General features: G+C 56.7%; 7 protein-coding genes and 3 pseudogenes. 3 read left to right on the top strand and 7 right to left on the bottom strand.

The features are described from left to right. Nucleotides 1–113: 113 nt before the first annotated feature. The gene (locus BLT78_RS21170; protein WP_090352040.1) at nucleotides 114–284 is read left to right on the top strand and encodes a helix-turn-helix domain-containing protein; all 171 of its coding nucleotides are present in this window, start codon (nucleotides 114–116) and stop codon (nucleotides 282–284) included. Here the strand turns inward: BLT78_RS21170 and BLT78_RS21175 are convergent. The 3 genes and pseudogenes from BLT78_RS21175 to BLT78_RS21185 all read right to left on the bottom strand — a co-directional run. Beyond that, nucleotides 281–499, bottom strand: coding sequence for a BPSL0761 family protein (locus BLT78_RS21175; protein ID WP_090352041.1), 219 nt, complete (start codon nucleotides 497–499; stop codon nucleotides 281–283). The two genes, BLT78_RS21170 and BLT78_RS21175, sit on opposite strands and share 4 nt — an antisense overlap. 63 nt (nucleotides 500–562) lie before the next feature. Beyond that, complete coding sequence (locus BLT78_RS21180; RefSeq protein WP_090352043.1) at nucleotides 563–1,153, bottom strand: DUF6088 family protein; 591 nt, start codon at nucleotides 1,151–1,153, stop codon at nucleotides 563–565. Between the two features lie 50 nt (nucleotides 1,154–1,203). Further along, nucleotides 1,204–1,494 (bottom strand): annotated as a pseudogene (locus BLT78_RS21185) (hypothetical protein); the annotation flags it as partial. Nucleotides 1,495–1,705: 211 nt separating this feature from the next. Between BLT78_RS21185 and hrpB (BLT78_RS21190) the strand changes: the two are divergent. Beyond that, nucleotides 1,706–4,224 (top strand): annotated as a pseudogene (gene hrpB / locus BLT78_RS21190) (ATP-dependent helicase HrpB). Nucleotides 4,225–4,293: 69 nt separating this feature from the next. On the opposite strand, the gene BLT78_RS21195 reads toward hrpB (BLT78_RS21190), so the two are convergent. From BLT78_RS21195 to BLT78_RS21210, 4 genes are read right to left on the bottom strand one after another with little or no spacing between them, the layout of a single operon-like run. Next, complete coding sequence (locus BLT78_RS21195) at nucleotides 4,294–5,721, bottom strand: tyrosine-type recombinase/integrase (protein ID WP_090352046.1); 1,428 nt, start codon at nucleotides 5,719–5,721, stop codon at nucleotides 4,294–4,296. A 4-nt stretch (nucleotides 5,722–5,725) separates the two neighbouring features. Then, a complete protein-coding gene (locus BLT78_RS21200) occupies nucleotides 5,726–6,352 on the bottom strand; it encodes a hypothetical protein (protein WP_090352048.1) in 627 nt (208 codons plus the stop codon). After that, nucleotides 6,349–8,445 carry an integrase gene (locus BLT78_RS21205; RefSeq protein WP_090352049.1) on the bottom strand — a complete coding sequence of 699 codons (2,097 nt, stop codon included), beginning with the start codon at nucleotides 8,443–8,445 and terminating at the stop codon, nucleotides 6,349–6,351. The genes BLT78_RS21200 and BLT78_RS21205 overlap by 4 nt, the downstream gene beginning before the upstream one ends. Next, a complete protein-coding gene (locus BLT78_RS21210; RefSeq protein WP_090352051.1) occupies nucleotides 8,429–10,747 on the bottom strand; it encodes a hypothetical protein in 2,319 nt (772 codons plus the stop codon). The genes BLT78_RS21205 and BLT78_RS21210 overlap by 17 nt, the downstream gene beginning before the upstream one ends. Nucleotides 10,748–10,824: 77 nt before the next feature. On the opposite strand from BLT78_RS21210, the pseudogene hrpB (BLT78_RS21215) reads away from it, so the two are divergent. Beyond that, nucleotides 10,825–12,987: pseudogene (gene hrpB, locus BLT78_RS21215) on the top strand (ATP-dependent helicase HrpB); the annotation flags it as partial. Nucleotides 12,988–13,256 lie beyond the last annotated feature (269 nt).

Below are 13,256 nucleotides of genomic sequence, written 5' to 3' on the forward strand. Positions count from 1 at the left end.
GCAGGGGCTGACAGCTGCTCGACCGTCAGAAGCAGGACAACAACAGCGGCCGTTAGTGCTGCGAAAAGCTGAGCTGATAGCTTGGCTCGACGGCAAAGTCATCCCGCGAGTAGGTGCTCCTCGAACCTGCCCCAGCGCTTGCCTGCAGCATCGACCGCAGCTACATGGGGCGCATCGAGCGTGGCGAGGTGAATATCACCGTCGAGAAGCTGTACCGCATCGCCAGCCTGCTGAGCTGTGATCCAGCTTCCCGCTTGCCTCCAGTGCCGGAGTTACGGGGCTAGTCGATTCTGGAACTCAGGAAAGTCCACAGCAGGCCATCGTCACGCTGTTCTTCTATCTTCCCGGCCAGCAGCACCTCATCGGCGGTCGGGTAATGACGCAACAGGCGACGCGCCTCAGTGCGTACGGCCTCAGGCAGTATCTTGTTGCGAGACAAATCGACCAGAAACTCTCGGGTTTGAATGATTGCGCAGGTGCGCTCACTGGGCATCGTCATTCCGTTCTCCTTACGCCAATCTCATCTAGCTAATGTGCTCTGTCTGGCCATGGATGCATGGGGTCAGGCCGGTGGAGAGCCAGCCAGGGCCTTACTCATCCAAGCAGGCATTTTGCAGGCTGCCAACTGCTTGAGTTCGGCCGGCGTCAGCTCGCTTTTGATCTTCGCGACTGCAGTCGGATTCACGCCTTTCCTGCCGAGGTAGAAGAACGCTACCAGGGCCAGTCCCACCTTGGTTCCAGCATGCTGCAGCTTTTCTGAGGAAACATGCCGGAGCCGTATCGTCAGCGCACCGATTCGAATCTCTCGACTTGAGCCGCTCGTATACAGCACCGGCTGTATTTGCATCTGGGTGCTCAGACGAAATGCCCTGACAGCCTCGGCACCATGCACCTGGATCGTTTCGTGATTCTGCTTGGCGATCACCCGGATCACAGCCAAGGCACTGGGGCGGACACTACCGATATACGGACTGATCTTCGGCCGCATGTAGATCCCGCGCCTGATCCGCTCCAGCTGGCCAGCGCTCACCAGCCGGGCTATCGCTTTGCCCACCGCAGAGGGTGACCCGAGTCCTGCAAAACGTCGAGAGCTGAACGGTCGCCCTTTGGGCAAGTATTTCACCTGTTGCCAGAGGGTGGAGGCTATGGGCATGGTGCATCCATGTGATCAGAAAGTTTGCCGCTCATTGGCGTTGACCGATGCTACATGCCGTACCTGCCGATGTCGTCATCGCCGCCCAACCCTCCGGCTGTAATCAGTAGCTTGTAGATCACCCTGGAAAACGCCCAGCTCTTGGCCTCGTTGTCGAGTACTTCCAGCGACAACCTTTCATGGTCGGTCATGGCATGAAGCACAATGTCCTCCACGCGCTTGGGGAGCAGGCCGTGCATTACCTGTTCGGCGGCCTGGTTGTCGTTGAGTGCCGCGATCGTCACGGAGAGCTGCTTCTTGTCCGAGTCGTGAGGCTTGCTGTGGCCCACTGCGCTGTCTGGCCCGGCTGTGAATTTGGGTGCACTCGTACACTAGTGGTTGGTAGCTGGGCCATACCTTACCTCCGAGAGACTCACGTCAAGGGATGCTGTATACGAACTGGTTGGTGACCGGTCGATTTGGCGAGCGAGTCAGCGAAATTACGCAGCCTGAGAAATGAAATGGGCCAAGGCCGCCTCGGCGGTATACTTTCCGGCTCGATTGGGAGTCACCATGAACCTGTTGCCCATTGATGCCGCTATCCCGTCCCTGCGCCAGGCCTTGACCGAGCAAGACTCGGTCGTGCTGCAAGCTCCACCTGGGGCTGGCAAGACGACGCGCGTGCCCTTGGCGTTGCTGGAAGAGGCCTGGCTGGGGGGCAGAGCATTTTGATGCTCCAGCCGCGCCGGGTAGCTGCACGTGCCGCCGCCGAACGTATGGCCAGCGAGCTTGGCGAAAAGGTCGGCGAAACGGTTGGCTACCGTATCCGCCTGGAGAGTCGGGTGGGACCGCGCACGCGGATCGAGGTGGTGACGGAGGGGATTCTGGCGCGCCGGCTCCAAGACGACCCCTCATTGGAGGGGGTGGGGCTCGTGATCTTCGACGAGTTTCACTTGCGGAATCTCGACTCTGATCTCGCCCTTGCACTGAGCCTGAATGGCCGAGAGCTTTTTCGTGATGATCACTTTCTAAAGCTGTTGGTGATGTCGGCCACCTTGGATGGGGCGCGACTGTCTCGACTGCTCGATGATGCGCCCGTGGTGACGAGTGAAGGCCGAATGTATCCGGTGGAAACGGTATGGGGGCAACCCTATCAACCGGGTGAGTACATCGAGCCTCGTGTAGTGCGAGCCTGCCTGGATGCAGTGCACGAGCAAGCGGGCAGTATCCTGGTTTTTCTACCTGGCCAGGCCGAAATCCGCCGAGTACATCATCAGCTTCTGGAGCAGCTTGCCGGCAGGGAAGACCTGCTGTTCTGTCCCTTGCATGGCGAATTGGACCTGGCTGCACAACAGGCGGCTATCGAGCCTGCGCCACCGGGCAGGCGCAAGATCGTGCTTGCCACCAACATCGCTGAAACCAGCCTGACCATTGAGGGCGTGCGCGTGGTGATCGACTCCGGACTGGAGCGCGTCCCGCGATTCGACCCTGGTAGCGGCATGACGCGCCTAGCCACACAGCGTATCTCTCATGCCAGTGCTGCCCAACGAGCAGGCCGGGCTGGCCGCTTGGAACCTGGGGTCTGCTATCGGCTCTGGTCGGAAGCACAGCATGAGCAACTGGCCCGATACGCGACAGCGGAGATCCTACAGGCTGACCTCACGGGGTTGGCCCTGCAATTGGCGCGCTGGGGCGTCACGCCGGATCAGCTGAAGTGGCTGGACCTGCCACCCACTGCTGCGTTCGCTCAGGCGAGGGACTTGTTGACGGGGCTGGGGGCTCTGGAGGCCGATGGACGGCTGAGTTCCCATGGCCAGGCGATGGCGGAGGTGCCGGCGCATCCACGCATCGCCCACTTGCTGCTGCGCGGTCATGCATTGGGGGTGGGTGACTTGGCCTGCGACGTTGCCGCTCTACTTGGCGAGCGGGATATCCTGCCAGGTGGAGGCGCCGACTTGCATAGCCGGCTGGCCATGCTTGAAGGGCAGCAACGGCTACCTCGGCACTTGCAGGGCGTGGTTCAGCGGGTGAGGCAACTAGCCCGGCAATACAGGGGCTATTTGCGAGGGAAAGTGTCGGAGGCAGTGAGCGACCCGCAGCATCCTCGATGGTTGGGGTGCCTTTTGGCGTTGGCCTACCCCGACCGAGTGGCGCAACAGAGGCGCGCGGGAGGGGCCGAGTACCGCCTTTCCAATGGGCGTGCGGCGCTGTTTGCTGAAGCTGATGCTCTGATGAAGCACCCATGGTTGGTTGTCGCTGAGCTGGGCAGCAGACAGGGACAGCGCGAAGAGCGAATCTACCTGGCTAGTGACCTGGATCCGGATCTGTTTGATAGCGTTCTTGTCGACCATGTGGCGGTATTGGATGAGCTCGATTGGGATGAGCGTGCAGGGGTATTGGTAGCAGAGAGACAGCGCAAGGTCGGCTCGTTGGTGCTAAGTCGTGAGCCTTTGAAGGAGCTCGACGTACATGCACGCAGTCGGGCACTGTTGGGCTTCATCCGTAGGAAGGGGCTGGAGCTGTTGCCCTGGACGCCAGATCTCCGGCAATGGCAGGCGCGCGTAGCGCTACTCCGTAGGCTCGATCTGGAGCAGCATGGACAGAGCGCATGGCCTGACCTGGCCGACGATGCCCTGTTGGGTAGCCTGGAGAGCTGGTTACTCCCTTACCTGGACAATGTCAGCCGCCTCAGTCATTTCGGCCAGCTAGACCTATCCGCCATTCTGCGGAGCGCATTGCCATGGCCTCTGCCGCAGCAGCTGGAGGAGCAAGCGCCCACGCACATCAGGGTGCCGTCTGGATCTTCGATAAAGCTCGATTACAGCGAATGGCCGCCCATCTTGGCTGTGCGATTGCAGGAGATGTTCGGCCTCGCCGATACGCCGCGTATCGCTGGGGGGCGGCAGTCGCTGAAGCTGCACCTCCTATCTCCTGCACGACGGCCAGTGCAGGTGACGCAGGACTTGGCGAACTTCTGGCGCAGCACCTATCAGGACGTGAAGAAAGATCTGAAGGGGCGCTACCCGAAGCACTATTGGCCCGACGACCCTATGGTTGCGGAAGCCACGGCGCGGGCGAAGCCGAGAGGCTGACAAAAGGGTGAATCGCTAGGGCCACAGCAGATGCTTTCGCATCGCCTTGGCCCCGAGTGAATCTCATGCTCATGTGAGTGAGGATTCCCGTGCACGAGCGATCTCGAAATCTTTGTGAGCCATTACCTGTAAAGCTTTGAGTCGCTGACTGTACTCAGCGACCGGCATTCCCTCTTCGAGCATGGCGAGCAACTCGTGTTCTTCCGAGAAATATTTGTCCATAGCCATGACCAGGTGGACAGAGCTCACGGTTTCTGTGTAGCTCGACAGGTCGCGGAAGGCGAGGTTGATATAACGTTCGACCGATTGATGCTCCAAATGCCCAGTCCAGCTAGTGATCTCCGCGATGAATGTGCGACCGTCCAGCAGCGCCCGGCGGAATTCGTCCTCGTTTGAGAGCTGATGGCGCTGGATGAAGCGGACGAAAAGGTTCGTGATGAATGCATGGCGAAACATATGGGGGCATAGTTGGGACTTGATGCCCGCGACTTTGCGAAGATGATTAATTTCGTTAGAAAAGACTGGGCTGGTCAGCGGTTTTCCCGTCGTTGACGAGACGAAGAAGTAGCCATGGTCTTTTTTTTCCTTGTAGACGTTTCGCATGATCTTTCGACGCTCAACCTCAATGTACTGCCGAAGCTTCTTCAGGGCAGTGGCGAACACTGGAACATAGCGTTCGGCATCTTCGTCTTGCTTGAGGGTGTCCAGTCGCAGGAGAGGGTGCTCCATTTCCATGGCTCTAAGGACGTCGTCCACCATGAGGTTGGCCAGTTCCGTTCGCCTTGCCCCTGTGTCGGTGAGGAGCTCGATTAGGCAAGCCCGTCTAACCTTAACAAAGGCCGTCGTTTTGTCCTTTCTGATGGCGGTTTTCAATTGCTCGATCTGCTGGCGGGTTATCGGAACTCTACGATGCTCTCTACGCGGCTTTCCGAATGAGTGATGTGTCATATATGTCTGGATAATCCTCTTTCCACCGCGGGTTACAGTGACGAATTTTTCTTCCCTGGCCCTTATCGTCCCTTGCTCCGACACGAACTCGCGGTCCCCATAGAACCAACCTACGAAGCTCAAAAAATCGAGCCATATCTTTCCTGTTGCGATGACTGAAGTTTCTGATTTTCTCGGTTGCGATGGGTTGAAGTTTGATGTCTCTTTCCGAATCTCGTCGACGTAATCAGTGAATTTTCCATCGCTCAGTTCAATAGGGTCTAGGCCATCTCTATAACATCGCCTTAGGAGTTGACTCAGCTTTGCCGCGTAATCACCCATCGATCCACCTTTCTGGCCACGGCGGGATAGGCCCTGTCGTCCCCGGCCTTTTCGATTAAGCAAGGACTGTATGTACAGGTTGCCAATTAGGCAGGGCGACCCATTTGGCCAGATCATGAACGGAATATTCGTGGCGTCGCGGGTGCTCAATCGATCCACTGAGAAATGGCTGAAGGTCTTGAACTCGCCGAGAAGGTGATACAGCTTACGGGAAGCGGGGGCAGTCATTTATTCACCCCTTGCGATAGTCATCAATATTCGCAACCTCGACCGAGGGCGCTGGTCCCTCGGAGAGCGTTGGGATGAGATTGAATGGAGGTTTGTTCATGCTCGCGATGGCCCGTAGCACCTGAAGAGCATCTTGGGTGCGCTTGGCTCTGATATTGTCATCAGAGGCGTCTCGAATACTCGTGAACTGATGCATGGCTTCTGAGAGGGCGCGCAGGAGTATCACGTTGGTCTGTCGTTGAATTTCCAACTCAAACTCAAGCTGCGCTACTTTTTTAGCTAGCCCAGATTTTGTTCTTTTGTTAGCCAGTTGTTCACGCTTCTCTGCAAATTCCAACGCATCAATGGCTTTAAGTCGCAACTCGTTCAGCGCTTTGAACCCCCCTGCCAAATTTTCGTTCGCGTGGGTCTTGAGGGTGTTGAGGCTCATAGGAAATGTCTGTAGAGACTCACCTTGTTCCACCTCGACAGATAGATTCACGCTGGCGAGGCTTCCCTGACTTTTTAGGGCGCTTCGAATGTCTGCATCTTTGCTGAACTGCTGAGGCCGCTGAATGATCTGTACTAGCAACGCTTGGAGGGCTTTGACACTGCCGACGGCCTGGCTTGCTCGTGAGTATGCTTTGCTCATGCTGCATCCTCGCGAATCAGCCGGGCTACGACTTTGAAACTTTGGCCCTGATGATCAGTGAAAAACTCCGGTTCAATTTCGATCCAGCCATCCTGCATTAATTCTTGGATTTGGTCTTCAAGGTCGTTGGTATCTATCAGGCTAAATTTGTCTGTGCCATGTCGCTTCTTGAGCAGATCTGCGAGTTCGAGGAAGTTATCGACATTACCCTGATGCAACTGCTCCGCAACATAGTGTGCCTTGGCGCCTGCTAGAACTGCGCCGTCCGTTGACTCGGTGATGTATCGGTAAACGTGCTGCGGATCGGTTTGCCCTAGCATCCAGCGCAGAGTGTCGATACGAGCAAAGCTTCCGCAGTAGAAAAAAAGCATGGCGAAGAAGCGTCGCAGCTGGTGTTGACGGAAATAGTAGCGTTCACCGGCCGAGTTGAGAGGGGTTTCGAAATAATCACAAAAGAAATCAAGGTTGCGGTTGTACAAATATGCGCTGGAATTGGTGAGCGATGCTGCACCCCTGAGATCGGGGAGGGAGAAAAGCTTTTGAAGTTTATTAATATATCCGATTCGCTTAAGAATCTTTTGCATTTTGATAAGATTTTTTATCATGTCTACTGCAATCGGCTCGATAGGGCGTGCCTCCACTCTGCGATAGCCGAATAAGTGGCGAGTGCTCTTTGCAATGCCGCAAATCAACCATTGCTCGGAACTATCCAGGCATCCATCCGCTTCAAGGTTGTACAGCTCGCTTTGTCTCCTGGCCATGAGAACTCCAACGGTCAATTGAATGCCGCCGATGTACACGGCCATGAGCTCAAGTAGTCCTTCGTTGTTTCTAAGGCGTTCGAAGTACTTCAGTTTCTCACCTTTGACTCCGAAGCGCTTTTGTCCAGTATTTACAGGTTGAAGCGCTAATGACAGTCGATTTACGCCAAGGGCTAAAAGTTTTGGTCCAATGAGTTTTTGTGTGTCTTCTTGAGTAATGGATGCGGGGGATATATTGAGTTTTTTGCATTCTAGCGCAATCCTGCAGAATGCTTTTGTTAATAGATCTCCGTAGTCAAGGTGGAAGTCTATCGCGTGGCGAAGAGACTTGAAGACGTATTCTGATGGGAGTGATCGGAATCGTCCTGTAGACGAAATCTGCGGCATGAATCTATCTGCTTCAATAAGCGCTTCGATCGCCGGTGCTGGGATTCCAATCTCATGAAGAATTCCGAGGTTGTACAGTGCGCGACGATATGTGAAATATGTGTTGTCGCGCATGATCTCAGCAGGACCGCTTGTTACGGGAGCGGCAGGGTATTCTTTTTCAAATAAGCTAGTAGCTTCATTGTAACATAATATTGGGTGGGTGCTCTTGTATTGATTTTTTCCCCACAGTGTTTCTGGGTAGATTTCTTGAGAGAGTAAGAGGGTGCTCGGCTTTCTTCCTGCAGTTTTATTGCTGTAGTAATAATTTTTAAGATAGAGAGCCGCTCGCACCTCGGGGATTCGGTCTTGTGGGATGCCGAGGGTGTCAGCTTCAAGCTGCTCCTTGGTAATTACTGAGATCTTTGGGTTTCTTTTTATTGTCTCAGATAATGCGTTCTTATCAGTCTGATCTACAAGGGTTAGACAATATTCTCGAAGTCGGTTGCTCCAGTTGTAAATGGATTCAGAACTTTCAGGTGTTGATGAAATTGCGCCTAATATCTCGATCAGATTTCCACCAGTTAACCCTTCTAGTCCATATAGGGAAAGCTGGTAGCGGCGACTGTTGATTAATAGGTAGTCGATAATATGGCATGCACATCGGAAGACTTTTGTTTGTTGTGCTAAGGAGTTGGTCTCGTTCAAATAGCCTAAAGCATCACGCGTGCATGAAGTCAGGAAATACTTTAGTCCGCGGAGTAGGTAGTCATTCTTGGGTGCTATGAGGGAACTCCCGTCGTCTAAAGTTATATTCCAGTCCAGTCGTTTTGGTTCGTCATAATCAAAACTATAATCCCAAATTGAGTCCTCGAAATTGCTAAGTAACCAGGAGGCTGTTTTGTAAGCTTCGCTTGGCTCGATAAAGAATGCTGATAAGAACGATAATTCAGGGGGTAGTTGCATAAATTAATTTTTCCATGTGTGAAGCGTTGGCGTGTAGCCTGGCTAGACTCAGGCTGTGTTGGAGGTCGCTGTTATAGCCGTCATCGATTTCTCGAACGACGAGTTCTGTGAATTTAGCCCAGTAGATGGCTTTCGAGCATAGCGATACCCTGTTTTTAGAATTAGCAACTGCATTTGTCAGTGAAATAAGGGCTGTGAGAACTCCAGTGTCAATCGAGATAACAACTTGATCAGCTAGATCATCTCTCGCAGTATGTTGTTTCCCGGCTGGGCTAGAAAGATGATCTGGGTTCTGAAGATGCAGAGGAATATCGCGAAGGGCATGGTTTTTCAGGAACTCATGGAGTTCATTCATGCTTTCGAATCGCGCCACCTCCAATAACCGAGGACTGTCTTTCATGGCTTCGCAGATAATGCCTCGCTGGAAAATTCTGATCCAGCGGGTCTGGAGGAACGCAAGAATAGGTTCTGGCAAGTAGCTGCTTAGAAGAGATGAGTCGTATTTAGTATGTCCGAGGGCATGGGCCATGGCTTCTGTGTTGTTGGTGTCTAGAAATACCTCAACGGCGCTGGATGCACGAAATGCTGTTACCGAGACTCTTATAAGTAACTCTCTGGCGCTCTCTTGGTTTAGATTTGTTATTTCCTGGAACTCATCAATCAGCCCTTGCTGATGTTTTATTTTGGTGGTGTTTATTGAAAAACCCATAAATCTTTTTGGTGTGTCGAGGTGTCTTGGGCAGTAAATGAATAGGTATCGCCATGCATCATCGCCAGATGCATAAAGTTCATCGCGTAAAGGTTGCGTTAGAGAAATAATCTGGCGTACCCATACTGCTTGGCGTGGGGTCAGTGTTATAGATTGCTCGCTTAAGGAGGAGCCTTTGCGGTCTTTGTAGCCTATTAGTTGATGCCCACTGTTTGTTTTCAGGAATCCAGAAATATTTCCTCGCTTGTCGTAGAGTTCAAAGTTGGAGAAAAAACTTTCGGTAAGGCACGGGTGTGCATGTGTGAGGAGTAGTTGAAATGCGAAAAAATGCTCGGCGTTAGGAAGCGCTAGAATATTTGCTAGCTCATTTTTTTTATGAGATTTGCCGGCAATTTTGGTAATGTTGCTCCGAATATAGGTCAGTCCGTGCTTGTTGAAAGTTGCGCAGATATTTTGAACTCCGCATTCGCTGAGACTTTCCCGTCTTGTGTTTCCGCCCTCTATAGGCATCCCTTCAGTCGCTAGGCGATTTCTTTTTAGTTGAGCTTTTCGAAGTTTGGATATTTTATTTTTTGCCCATAGTATAACTAGGCTGTTGTCGAGTTTTATTTTTTTGAAGAGGATCTCGATCGCTTCCGAGTCGGTTATGTTTAACGGGACGTCGGTGATGAGTTTGTTTTTGACAAAAGTCCCGTCTGCCAGTTTTTTGATATTTGAGTCGTGGCCGGACGGATTTTTTGTAAGTGGTCGGGGTAATGGGCTGCCAAATGGTCTGGCCCAAATCCCTGATTGAATAAAGGCTTCATCAATCGTGTAAATGAACTTTGAGTAGTGGCGTTTCTTGCTGGCAAGGTCTGATCCGTTATTTAGAGTATGCTGAAAGTTGAAGGCCATGAACTCAGTGAACAAACTTTTGATCAGAAGGGGGTTTTGGAAGCTACTTGCCGGCCAGCGGTCGGAATTTTCGGATAGGAATACGAGGAATAGATTGAGTTCAGTATGTTGTGGAGCAAGTTTTTTTGCCACGTTCTGGTAGTAGCGTTTATAAAACTCCTCCGAAAACTCCTCGCCGTGAGAGTTCCAGATCAGGCATATTGGAATATAGGCGAACCTTCCCTTTGAGCGTGGGACTTTCCATCCGTTCCAGTAGCGTAGTGACGTTTGATTGAAATTGTTTTTTGCTTCTTCCCATAGGTAATGGTTGTTCTTGGTTAGCCTTTCATTCGGCGCGAGGGATGGCAGAAGAGGGATTTCCTTGCGAACTTCATCGAGCAGCAACAGAAAAATATTTGCAAGAGATTGTCTGGATGCGTGCGATAAGGAAATTAAGCATTCATCGGCAAGCGATCCTAAAAAGCCTTTAGCAATATCCTTAAAAGATGGTGACGACAGGGATACATAGGTAACTGAGCTGCCTGTGATGTGACAGTAGGCCTCGAAAATTTTCACAAGCTTGGTGCTGCGCTGGGCGTAGCTGGCGGGTAGAGCTGCACCGCAACGGAGCATCAAGTCGACGACGTCGGCCGGCAGGACCGTGAAAGGATAATTCACCAAAGAAGCTCCGTCTTTGATGATTGTCAGCGCATCAGACATCGCGTAAAGCCTCTGCTGAGCCCTCAAAATGGGCATGTGTTAAGGGTAGACAAGATCGTGCAAATGGCAAAAATGCTGAGCGCAGCCTCGACGCCGACCTGGCCCTGGCGCTGACCCTGAGCGGCCGCGAGCTGCTGCGCGAGGGGCCGCCGCTCAAGGTGCTGCCGATGTCGGCGACCCTCGAGGGCGAGCGCCTGGCCGCGCTGCTGGGCGATGCGTCGGTGGTGCGCAGCGAGGGGCGCATGTATCCGGTGGACATCCAGTGGGGCCGCGCCGCCCAGCCCGGCGAGGCGCTGGAGCCGCGGGTGGTGCAGACCGTGCTGCAGGCGCTGGCCGAGCAGGGCGGCAGTCTGCTGGTGTTCCTCCCCGGCCAGGCCGAGATCCGCCGCGTGCAGGCGGCGCTGGAGGAGAACCTCGACGGGCGCGCCGACGTGCTGCTCTGCCCGCTGCACGGCGAACTGGATCTCGCCGCCCAGCGCGCCGCCATCGAGCCGGCGCCGGCGGGTACGCGCAAGGTGGTGCTGGCCACCAACATCGCCGAGACCAGCCTGACCATCGACGGCGTGCGCGTGGTGGTCGATGCCGGCCTCGAGCGGGTGCCGCGCTTCGATCCGGCCAGCGGCATGACCCGTTTGGACACCCAGCGCATCTCGCGCGCCTCGGCCACCCAGCGCGCCGGGCGTGCCGGGCGTCTGCAGCCGGGGGTGTGCTACCGCCTGTGGTCGCAGACCCAGCACGAGCAGCTGGCCGCCCACGCCAGCGCCGAGATCCTCCAGGCCGATCTGGCCGGCCTCGCCCTGCAGCTGGCGCGCTGGGGTGTCGACGAGGCCAGCGAGCTGGTCTGGCTCGACCCGCCGCCGGCCGCCGCGCTGGCCCAGGCCCGCGAGCTGCTGCAGCGACTCGGCGCGCTGGAGCCGCGCGGCAAGGGCTGGACGCTGACCACCCACGGCCAGGCGATGGCTGCGCTGCCGGCCCATCCGCGTCTGGCCCACCTGCTGCTGCGCGGCCAGAGCCTCGGCCTCGGCGCGCTGGCCGCCGACCTGGCCGCGCTGCTCTCCGAGCGCGACATCCTGCGCGGCGGCCAGCGCGGCGGAGGCGCCGACCTGCACGCGCGGCTGGCCCTGCTCAGTGGCGATAGCCGTGGCTCGCGTACATCCCAAGGCGGGGTGCAGCGCGCGCGCCAGCTGGCGCGGCAGTTCCGCAGCCTGTTGCCCAGGGGCGCCGCACAGGCGGTGGCCGATCCCGAACACCCGCGCTGGCTGGGCTGCCTGCTGGCCTTCGCCTATCCCGACCGCATCGCCCGCCAGCGCCGGGCCGCTGGCGCCGACTACCGCCTGGCCAACGGCCGCGCCGCGCAGTTCGGCGAGCCGGATGCGCTGATGAAGCACGAGTGGCTGGTGATCGCCGACCTGGGCAGCCGCCAGGGCCAGCGCGAGGAGCGCATCTACCTGGCCGCCGACCTCGACCCGGCGCTGTTCGACGGCCCGCTGGCCGAGCAGGTCAGCGCCAGCGAGGTGCTCGACTGGGACGAGCGCGAGGGCGTGCTGCGCGCCGAGCGCCAGCGCAGGGTCGGCGAGCTGGTGCTGTCCAGCGAGGCGCTGGCCGGCCTCGACGAGGAAGCACGCGGCCGCGCGCTGCTCGGCCTGGTGCGGCGCAAGGGCCTCGAGCTGCTGCCGTGGACGCCCGAGCTGCGCCAGTGGCAGGCGCGCGTGGCGCTGCTGCGTCGCCTCGATCTGGCCGACAAGGGCGCCAGCGAGTGGCCGGACGTCGCCGACGCCGCGCTGCTCGCCAGCCTGGAAGACTGGCTGCTGCCGTACCTGGGCAAGGTCAGCCGCCTCAGTCACTTCGCCGCGCTGGACCTGTCGACGATCCTCCACGGCCTGCTGCCCTGGCCGCTGCCGCAGCGCCTCGACGAACTGGCGCCGAAGACTCTCGAGGTGCCCTCCGGTTCGCGCATCCGCCTCGACTACAGTGATGAGCCGCCGGTGCTGGCGGTGCGCCTGCAGGAGCTGTTCGGCCTGGCCGCCACGCCGCGCATCGCCGGCGGGCGCCTGGGCGTCAAGCTGCACCTGCTGTCGCCGGCGCAGCGTCCGGTGCAGGTCACCCAGGACCTGGCCAGCTTCTGGGCCAACACCTACGCCGAAGTGAAGAAGGACCTCAAGGGCCGCTATCCCAAGCACTACTGGCCGGACGACCCGCTGATCGCCGAACCCACCGCGCGGGCCAAGCCGCGCCGGTGAAGGGCTGGGTGGCGCAACTCGCACGGCGATTGCCCACCATCCCGGCCGGCCTGCGGCACAGGGATCGGTGGAAAATCGCTGTGCGAGTTTTCTAGCTTGCGATGGCTTCGGGCTGGGCCATCCCCTTTCTCCCGCCACTTTCCTACAATGGCCGGCACCCACCGCTTCCAGGATCGGCCATGGACCTGCTGCCCGCTTCCGTCTCCCTGCTGGATGCCTGCATCCTGATCGGTACCGCCGGCTTCACCTCGCTGCTCACCGGCGCCATG

This window comes from Pseudomonas oryzae (genome assembly GCF_900104805.1).
In the GTDB taxonomy this organism is placed as follows: Bacteria; Pseudomonadota; Gammaproteobacteria; order Pseudomonadales; family Pseudomonadaceae; genus Geopseudomonas; species Geopseudomonas oryzae.

Excerpts from the sequence above, each read along its gene's own strand:
- BLT78_RS21205 (WP_090352049.1), bottom strand. The coding sequence starts at position 8,445 with ATGCAACTACCCCCTGAATTATCGTTCTTATCAGCATTCTTTATCGAG.
- BLT78_RS21210 (WP_090352051.1), bottom strand. The coding sequence starts at position 10,747 with ATGTCTGATGCGCTGACAATCATCAAAGACGGAGCTTCTTTGGTGAAT.
- BLT78_RS21175 (WP_090352041.1), bottom strand. The coding sequence starts at position 499 with ATGACGATGCCCAGTGAGCGCACCTGCGCAATCATTCAAACCCGAGAG.
- BLT78_RS21200 (WP_090352048.1), bottom strand. The coding sequence starts at position 6,352 with ATGAGCAAAGCATACTCACGAGCAAGCCAGGCCGTCGGCAGTGTCAAA.
- BLT78_RS21195 (WP_090352046.1), bottom strand. The coding sequence starts at position 5,721 with ATGACTGCCCCCGCTTCCCGTAAGCTGTATCACCTTCTCGGCGAGTTC.
- BLT78_RS21180 (WP_090352043.1), bottom strand. The coding sequence starts at position 1,153 with ATGCCCATAGCCTCCACCCTCTGGCAACAGGTGAAATACTTGCCCAAA.